Source organism: Paenibacillus xylanexedens (genome assembly GCF_007676705.1).
In the GTDB taxonomy this organism is placed as follows: domain Bacteria; phylum Bacillota; class Bacilli; order Paenibacillales; family Paenibacillaceae; genus Paenibacillus; species Paenibacillus xylanexedens_C.
The window spans coordinates 1,834,967-1,851,133 of record NZ_VEBF01000001.1; the positions used below are offsets into that span (position 1 = coordinate 1,834,967).

Genomic DNA, 16,167 nt, shown 5'->3' on the forward strand with positions numbered 1-16,167 from the left:
GGCTCCCTGACGGGTTTATCCTATTTTCCCAGCCGGAATATCCCGCAGCCCTTGATGTATTGCACCCAGCAAACGGCGGGTCGGATCACAGGCGTACTCCCAGAACATGATTCCGGCCAGACCTTGTTCCTTTACGTAATCACATTTGCATTGGATCGATTCTTCATCATCATAAGATATGAGGCTGGACCCATTAAACAGAAACGGTGCACAGGCTTCCTCATCCCAATAGCGGATGTATCCATTCTTGTTGATGTACTTCGCTTCCAGCTCTGCAAATGACGGACCGTAGCCGCCTGTGCTGCCAGCCATTTGATGGAGCCCGTGGTTTCGGTCAGGAACCTCAGTCCATATGCGGGAATAGAATGCGGCACCAATCACAATTTTCTCCTTCGGAACGCCGGCTCGAACAAACAGGTCCACGGATGCATCCACACTAATTCGAAACAGATCCCCTGTTGACGTGTACAGATTCGTGTGATGTCCGGTTAGAACCTGAAAACCGCCGCGCATATCATAGGTCATCAACTGGATATAGTCCAGATACTGCTGCACGTCACCCATCTCTGTACCGTCTACGTAGTATTGGTCAGCCCCTGCCGCAATGGTGAGCAGATAATGACGGCCATCCTCGGCTCCCTTGGCATCCAGTGTCTCCCGGATCGTCTTGAGTAGCAAGGTGAAATTCCGTTTATCATCAGGACTGGATGCGATACCAGCTTCACCATAACATGGATACTCCCAGTCCAGATCAATCCCGTCAAAAGGGTATTCCTCCAACACCCGGACTGCCGATGCGGCCATGGTGTCCCTCCCCGCCTGGGTTGAGGCGGCCTCGGAGAAACCGCCAGCGCTCCATCCGCCAACAGATAGCAGCACCGTAAGATTCGGATGCTCCCGCTTCATAGTCTGGATAACGTGACCGTTTTTTAAATGCTCGGTGGTGATTTCATCGTTTTTGACATGTCCGAAGGCTACGTTCAGATGTGTTAACTTCGACAGATCGTCATATGCCATATCGGGAAGAACTGAATCAACGGCATAACCCGCAGCAATATATTTCGTCACTCTCTTCACTCCGATCCGTTCGATGATTGAGATAACCCAGCAGCAATCTGCAGGGCTTCCTTCCCGGTACCGATCTTGTACCCGGAAGCCAAATACCGAATTTGATCCTGGTCATCCAGCACAAAGAGATGCGGATAGCCCGCTTCGTGAGCTGCAGCCTTTGAAATGTAACCGGACAAGGAAGCATAACTGGAATCTCGTACAAAAACCGTGCGCACAGGCAGCTTCGGATAACCAACAGGATCAAAGGAAGCGTTCCATTCTGCATCTCCGATTATGAGTACGATTGGCACATCCAGCTTATTCAGCGGCTCAGCGAGCTCGCACAGTTCCCGAATCAGATGTTTGGTCGGTTCTCGCTCCGGTTCAATCCAGGCAGCAATGGCACCCTCCGATCCCAGAAGTTCCTTCATTTCTACCTCTGTACCATCCAGACGGGTCAGTACACTGCCTGGTGCCAGTTTACCAAGTACAGGAATATCAACCTCAGTCTCGCGATAAGACAATACAACCTCAGTGGTATCTCCGGCGCTCACGGTAAAGTAAACAAAGCGTACTTTTGCCGTTCCATCTTTCAGACGAATGCCTGTCGTTAAGCGATAAGCTCCTGCTTCAATCTCGTATGGCTCGCTATAGACATTCGTGCTGCCATAAGGATATATCAACGTCTTGTAGACGCCATCCTCCAGACGGGCAAACGAGAAGTTCTCGAAATAGGATGCTGCAGGTGTATCCTGCGGAGCCTTTATATCCCTATGAAGTTGGAGCATTCCCCAGCTTGTGCTCTCCTGAGTTTGAGGTGAGGTGAGACTGAACACCGCATCCTTCCAGCCTCTGTCACTCAGATACTGTGGTTTCTGCGCACTCGGATGTAATCGTGCAGGAATACCTAAACTGCGACATACAGCCACAAACAAAATATCCAGTGACTGAGTGTCCCCTTTCATCAGACTAAATGTCCCGATCGGATTACCCTTGCCTTTTAGATTAGGAAGATCTTCATAGTATTCGTAGTCCTGTTCCAGCATTCGGGCAAGCGTCGCAGGATTTTCCCTAAACGCCGCTGCCTCGTCCGCCGAAAATTCATTCTGGAATACGCCTCGATAAGGGACCAGCATTTCATAGGAAATCCGCGGGCACAAGATGTAGCTCACGAACGTATCTTCCGCCCATGATCCTTGCTGCGAGAGCGCACCGATCAGATGATCGTCCAGCGTCTGGCGAAAGGTATCAATCAAATCTTTTTCATTCATTGACTCCAACAACCGGAGCGGCCACTCACCGTATGCATTGGAACGTTCCTTCAGGAAATCTGCAATTTCACGGCTGTTCCCCCGTGCCTTCTGAAGAATATCCCATACACGCACCGGGGGAAGTCCAACCAATTTAGCCAGTGAAACAGCCTCCTCTTCACTCAGGAAAGTGTCCTCATACCCGCTCCGGGTCTGCGCTCCTTCCTCCAGCCGACGATTGTGAATCTGGATCTTCTCTTCCGGTAACGCAATCACGGCCTCCCCCTCCCCTTCCGGCGGAGGAACCATATCGAAATCTGCGATCCCTGTGGGCTGCTCTGACGAGTTCAGCACAAGCTCTACAAGCTCGTTTTCCTGAGCCTTGAATAGGATTTCACTCCACTTGCCGCCGCTGACCGCACGAATCAAAAGGTCGCCATAACCTGTCTTAAAAGCAGCTTCCCCTTGTGCGTCCGTCCTGATTTCGGCAATCGGATAGAATTCAGCCGAATTGTACAGCTCAAAGCGGACGCTCGCTTCCGGTACGGGCTCTCCCTGCTCATTTTTCACCTTCACATCAATGACCCGCGCCGGTGCATAGTTCTCAAGCAAATTAATTTCCGTAAATCCCTTCTCGGAGAGCGTTATATCCTCCGGTCCGGGATAGTCGGCATAGATCCTCGTATTAATCAGCATGGCCCTGCGGGCTGGCGGACTGAACCACCCTTGATTCAGACGGGCTTCCGGCTCGCATGCCCCGATGTAGTACCATTGACCATCTGCCCAGGCTTCTACCCAGGCATGATTACTGTCACAGTGAGCCCAGCGAGGTGTGTAGACCTGACGGGCGGGTATGCCAATGCTGCGAAGAGCGGCCACCGCCAGCGTGGACTCTTCGCCGCATCGTCCGCGAGCATTCCGGATCATCGTCAGCGGCGATATCGTGCGCAGATTGCTGCCAATATAGGTCGCTTTCTCATGACACCAGTAATTGGTCTCTAGAATGGCATCCGCCATGGATAACTTCGTTGTCCGCTCGGCTAAATCGTCATATATCAAACCGCGGAAATCTTCAATATTTTCCGTATTTATCCGGTAAGGCAACACAAAATGAAGGAACAGATGATCCGGGACACGATCTCCCCAAGGCACACGTTTGCGGATATCCAATGCCCGTCGCACATGGTTCAAGAACAGGTTCCCATTATAATCAGCCAAGTCGTTTACAGGCATGTAAGCATACATATACTTCAATGCCCATGCTTCTTCTTCCGTCAGGTCCTGTTGAAAAATATGAAACAACTCCGATTTGCGAGCCTCTGCAAAACGTACCTTCTCTTGGAAATTCTGCTCGATCCTCTCCAATGACTGTGCGTCAAGGGAAAATACCAAAGTTTGGCTGGTCATTGTGCTCTCACTCCTTCCACAGCTTGCCGTCTTCCCGAATACAGATTAAGGCCGTGCCATCCGACGAAGGCACAGTAATCTGGAACAGGCTGCGAGTCGTCTCAATTACAGGCTCACAGCTCCACGATTCCTCACCCATAAGCAGCTTCACATCCTGTGTAAATTCACCATGGGTTTCATAATAATTGCGTTCACGGTAATAGAGCCTGCGAAGCTCCCATTTGATTCGTTCGTCTTCCGGCAACTCAAAGGACTGATCTGTTCCGTCATCCGAAAATACGACATAGCCCCACAACTCCGGGTAATGCATGTTGATAATGCCCATGGGTGACCAAACCCAGTTGTCCTCAGGATAAGGTTTGCCCGTATCTGGATTCAGCACCTTGCGGTACTGACCGTCCTGTACCTCGGTCTGCCACTCCACGCGCGAGAAGTTGACGCGCCAGAACTCACCCGGCGCAGGCGGACGGTTTCCTTCGGCGCACTCCTTTAGACTGGTCCAGGGAATTGCGACTTCCACGCTCCATTTCCGGTTATCAGCCCCAGGTTTATTCAATTCCCCATCGATATATACGGCCGTCTTGAGACCGCTGATATCCCAACCGTTGACCGGAGGTCCACCATCCCGATACGGCTTCACCAATAGCAGGTCCCATACCGTATTGAGCGCATTGATCTCGAACTCATAATATTGATGGGAATCCCCGTCGGGGTCGATAAAAATCTCAAAGTCGTTGTCATAGAAAATAACGGAATCATGCTCAGTCAACGTAGCCCAGATCTGATCTTCAATCAGCTCAGCAGCAAAGTAGAAATAGTCGTCATCCCACAGCATTTTTACCCGTGTCTGTTTCCCAGGCTTCGGACGAAGATCACCCTCGATATCAACGAAATCATCCGTCCAATGGGCCGCATCCCAAAATACCTTATCCACACGGCCGTCTAACACCAGCGGTTCCTGCGCACGCTTGCATATATAATGTTTGGGAGCATACTCAATCCTGGGTTCCGGCACTCCACTTCTGTTCATGTCTCTCTCTCCAATTCGTAAGGGAGGGCATGCATCTATCGGCATATGCCCTCCCCGTAATGGTTAGTTATGGGTGACAACGGCTCCAGAGCCGCCGTACATTTCCAGCTCCTCATCGAATTCGAGCTTAAGAACGGTCACCTGTTCATGCGTGTCCTCGGGGGTCATCTTGATCCACGTTGTCCCCGGGATATGGAACCAAGGCACACCCCCATGAATCTCATGATTAAGCTCTTTGCCCGAATGCAGCACGGTTATCTTCTTGATCGGATTGCAGAGACCCTTGATGCACACATTCTCTTTTGGATCGTCATACACGAATAGGTACAATATCTTTCTGTCCTCAGATATAGTGCTTCCCCCCAGATAATAGCGGGGCATAATACCTTCACTCGTTCCAAAGACAGCCTCCTCATGGGTTCGAATCCATGCTCCCAGCCCAAGCAGGATGTCCTCCTGCCTCTTATCGATGGTGCCATCTTCACGGGGACCGATATCCAGCAACATATTGCCGCCCATCGAAATACAGTCACAGAACATTCGAATGATCTGATTCAGAGATTTATATTTATGATCTGTCGGCACATAACCCCAAGATGTGTTGATTGTGGTGCAGAACTCCCAGGGCCCCTCCGGTCTTGTAATCGGAATGCCCTGCTCTGGTGTCTTGTAATCCCCATAACCCTGCAGACGGGAGTTAATGATGATATCCGGATTGAAAGATTGCAGGTAATGCTTGAACTCCGGCAGATTCCACTGCTGGGCACTCCGTTCCCAGTCCCCATCGAACCACAGCAGATCCACCTTTCCGTAATTCGTCAAAATCTCTTCCAGCTGCTGGTTATTGAATTGCAGGAACTTCTGCCACTTTGCCTGATCTTGAACGCCGTCCACAGGACTTGAATGCCGGTTAACACTACTGAGATCCTCCGGTACTTTTCCACCTTCATACACGCTAGGATAATCCGGGTGCGACCAATCGATTAGCGAGAAATACATCCCCAGATGAATGCCCTTCTCCCGAATCGCTTCCGCATACTCCCTCACGATGTCCCGATTCGCGGGTGTCTGTTTGACGACATTGAGGTCACTATACTGCGTATCCCACAATGCAACGCCATCATGATGCTTGGTTGTCAGCACGGCATACCGGGCTCCAGACTTTTCAATCAAGTCGGCCCACTTCTCCGCGTTGAATTCCGATGCCGTAAAACCGTCCAACTGTTTCATATAATCTTCATAGGACACCCTTCCATTATAGAAGGACCAGGATTCCGCAACCCCGTCTACAGCATAGATGCCATAGTGGATGAATATCCCCAGCTTGGCTTCTTCAAACCATTTCTGCATATCTGTCCACACCTCTTTCGAGAGTCCTTATCTGTGAAAAATCTTTAGGTCATTCTCCAGTATTCCAGCGGTCATATGCCCCCTGATACAGTTCGACGATACGGTCGCTGCCCATTTTCTTCATCTGCGCAATATACTTATCCCAGTTATCAAGCGGTTCCTGGCCGGTCACGAACTTCGCTTCCATCTGCTTGACGTACGTATCCAGGTCAGACAATAGAGCGGTTGCTTCGCTTTGCTCTTCATTCGTCAGATAAACGTTAGGAAATGGGGCTTTTCCGATAGGTACCAACTTCTCTTGATTCTGCTGGTCAATCCACTCATCAAATTCGGTGCGAAGCCCTTTCGCTACATCCGGATCATTAATGCCCGGTGTCAGGATACCAAAGTTTGGCGTGATTTTACCCCGGTATTCCTCACGATCACCGCCGCCAGGAACAGGGAGCCACTCTTTCACGTGGTTTTCCTTGTCTTTGAATTTCCACAGAACGCCTTCAGGACCTTGATTGAACAGGGTCGCACCTTCGTAACTGTATATATAGTCGATCCAGCGCATCGTCGCCTCAGGAGACGGGTTGCTGCTCGTAATAGCAAAGGTACCACGAGCTGACATGCCCGGATGCTTGCCGTACACAGGAGAGTCTGCAACCTCGCTCTTCACTGGCGTCATCAGCGGATGATCCGTGCTAGGTTCACCACCGAGCGTGAAGTATGGATGGTAATCGTTGAATAGTGCAAGTTTGTTACTTTCACCTTTTGCTTTTTTCTGATCGCCTGTTTGTGAGAAGGTCTCATGATCCAGCAAGTCTTCCTTCCACAAGCGGTTCATGAATGTCAGATAACCTTTGTAGCCTTCTTCTTGATATGGATAGTGAACTTTTCCGTCTTTATCGGAATAGATGCCTTCGTTGTACATTCCCCAGAAGCCGAAGAAGAACATGCGGAGATCATCCAATTTTACAGAAGTAAGCGGTATTTCATCTTGCTGGCCATTGCCATTAGGGTCTTCTTCTTTTACACGTTTAAGATACGTATACAATTCTTCGGTAGTCTTGGGCTCTTCTACGTTAAGGGCCTTTAGGAATTCCCCGTTGTACCACATCGGGCCTCTGTACCACACAGCTGCCGTGTCGATGAAGGGGAGTGCATACATATGCCCGTCAGGCGTTGTAAATGATTTACGAACATCCGGGTTCTCATCGAGGATCTTTTTGATATTGGGTGCATAACCTTCGTCAATGTATTTTTCCAATGGGATCAGAATACCCTGGCTTCCATAAGTCACCTGCTCAGCTGGCTTGAGATCTGCAGCGTAGAACATATCTGGCAAGTCCCCGCTCGCGAAAACCAGATTCTTCTTCGTTTCAAAGCTGTCGATCGGTGAAAGCTGATATTCCAGCTTGATGCCCGACAGTTTCTCCATTTCTTGCAGCACAGGCATCGTGCTCCAGTCAGCTACACCCGCATCCTGAGACATAACCTTCAACGTTAGCGTTTCGTCTACAATCGGGAAGCCTTCTTTTTTGACCCCTTCAACATTAGAGGTTGTGCTCCCGTCTTCATTGGTTGAACCACAAGCTGCAAGCAATGTTGCTAATAAGGTGAGACAGAGTGTAATGGATGAAGCCTTGCGAAGCTTTTTCATGACAACAACTCCCCTTGTTTAATGTGGTATATGGATTAAGATCATCCCTTAACGGAACCGATCATAACACCCTGCACAAAGTAACGCTGTAGGAACGGATAGACTGCAATAACCGGAAGGGTGGCAACAATAATGACGGCATATTTAACTAGCGCAGCGATCTCCGCTTTGGTATTCATCGCCGTTGCTGAAGAGGTATCAATCGCTCCACCCCCTTGAGCCGCCATCTCCTGAAGCACCAGAATCTGGCGCAGAAAGAGCTGCAACGGGTACTTGGAGGAATCATTCAGATAGATCATGGCACTGAAATAGCTGTTCCAGTGTCCAACTCCGTAGAAGAGTGCCATCACTGCAATGATTGGCATGGAAAGCGGAAGCACGATTTTGATGAACAACCGGGTGTTGGTACACCCATCAATATGCGCCGCTTCCTGCAGCTCCTTGGGAATGGTCGATTGGAAGAACGTACGGCATACGATAATATTCCAGATGGATGCAGCTCCTGGCAGTATAAGTGCCCACATGCTGTTCACCATACCAAGATCCTTAACCAGCAGGTAACTTGGGACAAGCCCTCCGCTGAAGAACATCGTTACCATAAACATAGCCATGAAGAATCCTCGTCCCACAAAATCCGAGCGACTGAGCGCGTAGGCTGCCGGTAGCGTGACAATCAGGTTGACGATGGTGCCTACAACGGTATAGATGATCGTATTTTTGTACCCAATCCAGATGTTGGTGTTCTCAAACACCCGGGCATAGCCTTCAAACGTAATGCCTTTCGGAAGCAGCCACATCTCACCGGAGCTTACGTATTTGGGATCACTGATTGAAGCACTGATGATGTATAGCAGCGGATACAACACAATGACGAGCGCTACCGTCAGATAGATGTAATTGCACAATAAGAACAATTTATCGCTTCTGCTTTCTTTCACTGCGGTTGACATGTGTTTCCCCCTCCTTTTACCACAGGCTGTTTTCACTGGTGCGACGTGCAATCTGATTCACGGTAATGAGCAGAATCGCATTAACCACGGAGTTGAACAATCCAACGGCCGTAGAGAAACTGTACTGCGCATCGACCAGACCAGACCTATAGACAAATGTCGAGATGACATCGGATGAACCCATGTTCAACGGATTTTGCAGCAGTAGAATTTTCTCAAATCCGACGCCCAGAATACTGCCCATATTCAGAATTAACAAAATGGTGATCGTAGGGATAATCGCTGGAATGTTAATATGCAGAATCCGCTTGAAGCGGCTTGCACCATCCACCACAGCTGCTTCATGCAGTTGCGGATCCACACCCGAGAGAGCAGCAAGATAAATAATGGTCCCCCAGCCTGCACTTTGCCAGACTCCTGACAGCACATACACTGTCTTGAACCACGCAGGGTCCGTCAGGAATTGAGGCGCCTGAAATCCAAGGGCCTCCACCAAATTGACAATCATGCCTGACGAGGGTGATAAAAAGGTAATGATCATCCCCGACATCACGACGACCGAAATAAAATGCGGTGCATACGTGACGGTCTGCACGGTACGTTTGAAAAAGGAGTCCTTTACTTCATTGAACGCTAACGCCAGAATAATCGGCAACGGAAAACCTATAGCCAGCTCATACAAGCTGATGCTAAGGGTATTCCATAGTAAATCCCAGAAATAATAAGAATTGAAGAAACGGATGAAATGATCGAATCCGACCCACGGGCTTCCCGTGACACCAAGTGTCGGGATAAAGTTTTTGAATGCGATCTGTATACCGTACATCGGACCGTAATGGAATATCAGAAAGTATAGAAATGCTGGCGCGATAAACAGATACAACTCCCAGTTTCGAATCATCCTTCTCCATAATTTATTTTTCTTGCTGTTCGGAATCGTGTTTACCGCTAAGTTTTGCGTCGAGGGAGACTCCCCATTTAGCTGCATCAGTTTGTTTCCTCCTTTTCTAATGAAAATCCGGCCGTTTGTGAGGAAGAGCCAAGCACTCCTGTTTAAATATAAGGAAGAAGTTCCGAACCGCGTTTCCATGACGAGCGGCTTTGTTCCCTCCTTAATTGGTAACGCTTACATACTGAGTTTATGGATCATTTCCGAATCCGTAAATATGCCATTTCCATCTTCACTCTTAAAATCACGGAATATACTGTTACAACGGGGGTTTACACTTTTGTTATCAGCTTGTCATTGTCATTTTGGGGAAGTAAAACATGTAGAATTTGACCCTTTTCCCTCCTTTAGATGTCATTTGGAGTTGTATCATACGAACTTGGAAAGATGTTGGATCTAAACGGAGATTAGAAAACAGGCTTTAAAGTCAAAACCCACATACTTATCCGACCATGGTATTCATGTCTAAACGCATCATACTCCAGGAAAAGCCACTTAAATGTTGAATAGAAGTGTCATATTATCTACCATATACCTATCGCATATTACATGCCTGTAATTGGCTTGCCCTTATTCTATAATTCTCCTCCCTCTTTCGTATATATGTTGTTTTTATCTCTGCCTACAGGATACATAAATGCTTTTAAACACTGGGAATATCGAGTCGTATATGTAGATTTTGCACAAGACTTGGAAACTGAGTCTTGTGGTTTTTTAGAAAAAGACCATAGTGTAAGCCACTACAATAACACAAATTAGCTGTATAACCTTAACAAATATCCATTATATATTTTATAGATTAGAGATTTTATGTTAATTAACATAACACAAACGAACAATAAAATTTCACAAAATGTAATTCAAATTATCATCCAAAGAATAGTTGTCCTGTAACTTGACTGAGATGAATCAATTCAACATTCTTCCCTTTTCCATCATCAGGATGTAATCCGTATTCTTAGCGGTTAAAAGCCTATGTACAGCTTCAACTCAAATGAAAAACCCACCCTCCATACATATATGGAAGGTGGGTTTGAGGATACATATCCGTTTAACAGCATTTAGTTTATATGGTTTGCAGTGAATTTACTTGCCAGAAGGTTGAGCTTCTGCCGTATATCCAGTTGGGATATCCGTTTCAGCAGTCACATTCGTAATGACCATCGGATACATCATGTCTGGATCAGGTTGAATAATGGAATAGAGCACGATAGCGCGTCCATCCTTCTCCAATTTTACATCATCAATCTTCAATCCATAACCAGGGTGAGGCATTTCAGCACTGAGTTTAACTTTGGTTGTTTTGTCATCAACCTTCGTCGTTGTCACTTCAGGCACAATCGCTTGCTGGCCTTCACCTGGGGTGGTTGGAGTTGGCTCTGCTGAGCCGCCATTGCCGTGTTTATCCACAAATTCAAGTGCATTGAAGATCATGCTTGCAGCCTCCATACGGGTAAGCGACTGATCTGGACGGAAATTACCGTCCTTATCCAGTTCAATGATGTTCATGTTCAGCAGGTTCTGGACTGCAGATATGGCGTCCTTACCGATTTTATTTTCGTCCTTAACAAGATTATACTTCATGATGACCGGATAATTCCCGGTTGTGTTAATCCCTTCATGAAGCAAAATAACAAATTGCTCGCGTGTCATCTTACCCTGCGGGTTTACTTCTACCGGAACAGACAATCCGTTTTGCGTAGCCGCTTGAACAGCGTCAGCATACCAAGTGTCCGGACTAATTTTATCCTGCGCAGAAGACGCAGCATATGCATTTTTCAGACCAAATGCATTCACAATCAGTTGAACACCCTGAGGCTCGGACAATGCAAGATCTGGACGGAACAGATCCGCTGTCACTCCGTTAACAATACCTTTTGATTTCAAAGAATCGACAACCGACTTCTGCCCTTCATCTTTCACATCTGAAAACGCGAGTACCGATGCACCTCCTGCTGTCAAAGAAACGCAGAGCGCAAGCGTTGCAGCCAATCCTTTTTTATGTTTCATTTCCTGGCACCTCCATATGATTAGTAAAACCTATTTTTTACCTCTTCATTCCTACAGACGGGATACCCTTAGAAAATGTTTCAGTCATTTCGACATCTGGTGAATACAACACGGGAACACTGCATACAACTCTTCTCCAACGCCGATAATCTAAATCACCTAACTGGCTTCGTTGACATCCTTTCGGATTAGCGCAAAAATAAGAATAGAGAAATCCATTGGATGACGGATAAACACCAAACCGGATCGCATACAGTAAGAGGGCACGACGCGCTAATAACCAGGTGTCGGCCCTTTTCTTGACTCCACCTGTTGAACTGACTTCACCTATACCAAAGGAGAACAATGATTATGTCCAAGAAAGGATTACTTCGCGGTTATGTTGTGTCGAACTGGCCTGTATATCTGATTGCTGTTCTTCTGATTATTGCCTCCAATGTCGGGCAGGCATCCCTCCCCCGCATACTGGGCAGTTTCACCGACCAGTTGATGCAGAATACACTTCAGATGCAGACAGTCGTAAGGTACAGCCTTTCCCTTCTGGCTATTGCCATCGGGTATAATCTGCTCTTCGGTACCGGGCAATTCATGATTATGAAGCTCGGTCGACGTTTCGAGTTCATGACGCGTGAGCGGATCTTCAGTAAGTTTTCCGAACTTAGTGAGCACTATTTCTCCAAACAGGGAAACGGAAAGCTGCTCAGTTATGTCATGAATGACGTGACTTCCGTCCGTGAAGCGATATCCAATGGCGTAACGCTCATGACCAATGCTACTTTCCTGCTGTTATCCTGCATTGTCATGATGCTGCTTAGCGGGATTCCACTGACGCTCATTCTGATCAGTGTTGTGCCCTTGCTGGCGATTCCATTTCTGGTCGTGTTTTTCGGTCCCCGGATTCGCAAGCGCTCTCGTGACGTACAAGAGGCCCTTGCGACCATGACGGAGTCCGCAGAAGAACAGCTGGGTGGCATTCGCGTAACCAAGACATTTGCCATCGAAGACAGTGCTCGTGCACGCTTTGGAACTACCGTCGATGCAATCAAGAGCAAGCAGCTGCGGCTTGTTCGCCTTTCTTCCCTGTTTCAGGCTTTGCTCCCGCTGCTCGGAGCGATCTCATTGGTTGTTTCCCTTCTTGTTGGAGGAATTATGACCATGCAGAATTCCATTACACTTGGAAGTTTTGTCGCCTTGACGTTATATCTGCGCATTATCATGGGACCGCTTCAACAGATCGGCAATGTCATTAATACTGTCCAGCGCTCCGGGGCATCACTGGAGCGAGTGAATGACCTGCTGAGCGAAGTAGCTGATGTACGTGAACTTCCTGAAGCCACAGCGCTCCATACCGTACAAGATATCACCATGGAGAATCTAACCTTCTCCTATCCTGGCAGTTCATCTCCTGCTCTCCAAAACATTCAACTGAATATCCGCGCCGGGCGAACCGTCGGTATTGTAGGCAAAACAGGTTCTGGTAAAAGCACCCTCGTTAAGCTATTGCTGCGTACATATGAACCACCTGAAGGATCGATCCGCATCAATGGTACAGATATTCGGCAGTTATCGCTCGAAAGCCTTAGATCCCGCATCGCCTATGTCCCTCAGGATGGATTCCTGTTTAGCACAACCATCCGCGACAACATTGCATTTAGCGACCGGGAAGTATCGCTGGATACGGTGGAGCATAGTGCGCGCCAAGCCATGATCTATGACAATATTGTCCGATTTCCTGACCGCTTCGATACACGACTTGGCGAACGTGGGCTCACGCTATCTGGCGGACAACGTCAACGAACGAGCCTCGCAAGAGGACTGATCAAGCAAGCACAGTTACTTATTCTGGATGACAGCATGAGCGCGGTTGATGCTGTCACAGAGAGTGGTATTCTACGCAGCCTGCGTGAGATCAGCAAAGGCAAAACCACATTAATCATCTCTCACCGCATCAGCGCAGTCCGTCATGCCGACGATATTATCGTTCTGGATGAAGGGCGAGTTGCTGAACAGGGAACACACGCTCAGCTGATGGCTGCCAAGGGATTATATGCGGCAACCTATCGTTTGCAGGAGGAGGGATTGCATCATGTCTAACGCTAACGCTGAACTTCGCCCAGATCCAGAGGCCGATCAGAGTAAACGAACTTCGTTCAAGGCCATGATGGCATACGCCAAACCTCATAAATGGGCCTTTGCCGGTATCTTCTTCTGTTCACTGCTTGGCATATCGGCAGATCTGCTGCAACCCTATCTGGTGAAGATCGCCATTGATGATCATCTGGCCATAGGCCAGACCAGTGTGGGCTTTCTCGTTCAACTCGCAGCTATTTTTCTCGGGCTGGCTGTCATCAGTTTTATTTTTACCTATATCCAGAATAATCTGTTGCAGCATGTGGGACAGAACATTGTATCCCGGATCAGAAAGGACCTGTTCAAGCATATCTCCAAAATGTCCATGTCCTTCTTTGACCGTTTTCATATCGGCAGTCTGGTTACGAACGTATCCAGTGATACGGAAACCATCAGCAGCTTTTTCACTCAAGTACTGCTCAGTCTGATTCGAGATGGCATGATGCTGGTGCTCATTATCGTCTTTATGTTCCAGCTTGATCCTGTACTGGCAAGTTACTCCCTGATCGTGCTGCCTGTCATTGCGGTGGTTGCGGTATTATTCCGTAGTCGACTGCGGAAAGCTTATCAAAATGCTCGTACGCGTCTTTCCCGTTTGATCGCATTTACGGCAGAGAACTTGTCCGGTATGTTCCTGATTCAAGCTTTTCACCAGGAAGAAGAACAGAAGAGACGTTTCTCGGAACAGAATGCACTCCATCTGAAAGCCAACATTGCACAAGCCCGTTCCAATGTCATATTCAACCGCACGTTTGATATCCTTGGTAATGCGGCACTGGTCATGATGGTCTGGCTTGGAGGTCGCGCCGTATTGGGTGAGTCCCTGCAAGTCGGGGTATTGTATGCGTTTATCAGCTATATTCGTCAGTTCTTTCAACCGATTAACCAGATTACGATGCAATGGAATACATTCCAATCGACCACTGTGTCGATGGATCGCATCTGGAACATTCTGAATACGCGGCCTGAAGTGGCCGATCCCGAACCTCAACAGGCTTCGTCACTCGAACCTCGGAACGTGATGGGGCAGATTGATTTTAATGATGTATCGTTCGGTTATCGGGCAGATCGGCCCTTGATCCAGCAGATGAACCTGCACCTCTATCCGGGTGAAATGGTAGGTATCGTTGGGACAACAGGTGCTGGCAAAAGTACACTGATCTCCCTGCTCAATCGCTTCTATGATGTAGATAAGGGCAGTATCGAGATTGATGGTACCGATATCCGGCACCTGCCGCAGGCTAAGCTTCATCGTATCGTGGGTCTGATTCAACAGGAACCCTTCCTGTTCTCTGGCTCCATTATTGATAATGTGAGAATGTTTCGTGAGGATATTACGAGAGAGCAGGCGATTGAAGCCTGTCAGTTTGTCGGAGCACATGCGATGATTTCACGTTTGCCTCAAGGGTATGATACGCATCTATCCGAACGGGGAAGCGGTCTGTCTGCCGGGGAGCGGCAGTTGATCTCGTTTGCCCGGATCGTGGTGTTTCAGCCTCGCGTGCTCATTCTGGATGAAGCAACCGCCAATCTGGACTCACATACCGAACAGCTCGTACAGCAAGCGCTGGAATCGGTATCCCAAGGACGCACAACCATCGTCATTGCCCATCGTCTGTCCACCGTGATGCACGCCGATCGAATTCTGGTGATGGAGAATGGGGAAATTGTGGAGGAAGGCCCGCACAAGGAACTGATCGCTGCCAAAGGCGTGTATGCCGATTTGTACACCCATGCGCGTGATGCAGGTAAAAATTCAGCTATATCAGGGTAATGAACCTGAGTTATATTGTACAAAGAACGTTGAACATGCCGCTCTGCTCATGCAGGCGGCACGTTTGACATATCGATCAGGCAATGTTCTTGAGGAGGAGTATCTATGCAACAACCTGAAACACCCATGCATGACGGTCAACAGATTCGTTACCGTCGCAGCACGGCTCTCTGGAAAGGGAGTCTATGCTTGTTGTTCCTTCTCTTGTGCGTGATCCTGTTGTGGATCATCGTAGATGGACAAGCCGAAAGACTGGAGACGATATACTATTCCATCGCAGCCGTACTGGGCATGTGGTTGATCGGACCGCTGTTCTTCATGTTCCTGTCACGACTAACCAGAACCCCTGCTGTTTTGTTGTCTTGGGATGATGAGTCTATACGTACTGGCAAACGAAAGATTCCTTGGAGCCAGATTCGCAAAGTTGAACTCGCCTCACCCGCCCGTAGTAAATGGCTACTATCCACCTCACCCATGTTCGTCCTGTACCTGAAGGACGGCACACGATCTCACGTTCAGACCGATCACCTGCTCAGCAAAAAAGAGCTGAATCAGGCAGTGACTTTGCTTCAGCAGGCTTTACAGGAACAGCAGCAAGCTCTTTGAGCATCGGGATGGATGA

11 protein-coding genes are annotated in these 16,167 nt (G+C 48.3%); 3 read left to right on the top strand and 8 right to left on the bottom strand.

Annotated elements, in window-relative coordinates; all coding sequences use genetic code 11:
- Positions 1 to 15: 15 nt before the first annotated feature.
- The 8 genes from FS628_RS08350 to FS628_RS08385 form a co-directional block, all read right to left on the bottom strand.
- Complete coding sequence (locus FS628_RS08350) at positions 16 to 1,068, bottom strand: glycoside hydrolase family 18 protein (RefSeq protein ID WP_145320737.1); 1,053 nt, start codon at positions 1,066 to 1,068, stop codon at positions 16 to 18.
- A gap of 5 nt (positions 1,069 to 1,073) precedes the next feature.
- Positions 1,074 to 3,707: a transglutaminase domain-containing protein gene (locus tag FS628_RS08355; protein ID WP_145320739.1), complete on the bottom strand. Its 2,634-nt coding sequence runs from the start codon at positions 3,705 to 3,707 to the stop codon at positions 1,074 to 1,076.
- Positions 3,708 to 3,714: 7 nt separating this feature from the next.
- The gene (locus FS628_RS08360) at positions 3,715 to 4,737 is read right to left on the bottom strand and encodes a carbohydrate-binding family 9-like protein (RefSeq protein ID WP_145320741.1); all 1,023 of its coding nucleotides are present in this window, start codon (positions 4,735 to 4,737) and stop codon (positions 3,715 to 3,717) included.
- Positions 4,738 to 4,800: 63 nt separating this feature from the next.
- The gene (locus FS628_RS08365; protein ID WP_145320743.1) at positions 4,801 to 6,087 is read right to left on the bottom strand and encodes an alpha-L-fucosidase; all 1,287 of its coding nucleotides are present in this window, start codon (positions 6,085 to 6,087) and stop codon (positions 4,801 to 4,803) included.
- Positions 6,088 to 6,136: 49 nt separating this feature from the next.
- A complete protein-coding gene (locus tag FS628_RS08370) occupies positions 6,137 to 7,732 on the bottom strand; it encodes an extracellular solute-binding protein (protein ID WP_145320745.1) in 1,596 nt (531 codons plus the stop codon).
- Positions 7,733 to 7,773: 41 nt separating this feature from the next.
- Positions 7,774 to 8,682 (bottom strand): carbohydrate ABC transporter permease, encoded by a 909-nt coding sequence (locus FS628_RS08375; RefSeq protein WP_145320747.1) that lies wholly within the window; start codon positions 8,680 to 8,682, stop codon positions 7,774 to 7,776.
- A 16-nt stretch (positions 8,683 to 8,698) separates the two neighbouring features.
- The gene (locus FS628_RS08380) at positions 8,699 to 9,670 is read right to left on the bottom strand and encodes an ABC transporter permease (protein ID WP_145320749.1); all 972 of its coding nucleotides are present in this window, start codon (positions 9,668 to 9,670) and stop codon (positions 8,699 to 8,701) included.
- Positions 9,671 to 10,717: 1,047 nt separating this feature from the next.
- Positions 10,718 to 11,641: an S-layer homology domain-containing protein gene (locus FS628_RS08385; protein ID WP_145320751.1), complete on the bottom strand. Its 924-nt coding sequence runs from the start codon at positions 11,639 to 11,641 to the stop codon at positions 10,718 to 10,720.
- Positions 11,642 to 11,992: 351 nt separating this feature from the next.
- Between FS628_RS08385 and FS628_RS08390 the strand changes: the two genes are divergently transcribed.
- The 3 genes from FS628_RS08390 (at position 11,993) to FS628_RS08400 (ending at position 16,151) form a co-directional block, all read left to right on the top strand.
- Positions 11,993 to 13,735, top strand: coding sequence for an ABC transporter ATP-binding protein (locus tag FS628_RS08390; protein WP_145320753.1), 1,743 nt, complete (start codon positions 11,993 to 11,995; stop codon positions 13,733 to 13,735).
- Positions 13,728 to 15,545, top strand: coding sequence for an ABC transporter ATP-binding protein (locus FS628_RS08395; RefSeq protein ID WP_145320755.1), 1,818 nt, complete (start codon positions 13,728 to 13,730; stop codon positions 15,543 to 15,545). The genes FS628_RS08390 and FS628_RS08395 overlap by 8 nt, the downstream gene beginning before the upstream one ends.
- 105 nt (positions 15,546 to 15,650) lie before the next feature.
- Positions 15,651 to 16,151, top strand: coding sequence for a hypothetical protein (locus FS628_RS08400; RefSeq protein ID WP_145320757.1), 501 nt, complete (start codon positions 15,651 to 15,653; stop codon positions 16,149 to 16,151).
- The last annotated feature ends 16 nt before the right edge of the window (positions 16,152 to 16,167 follow it).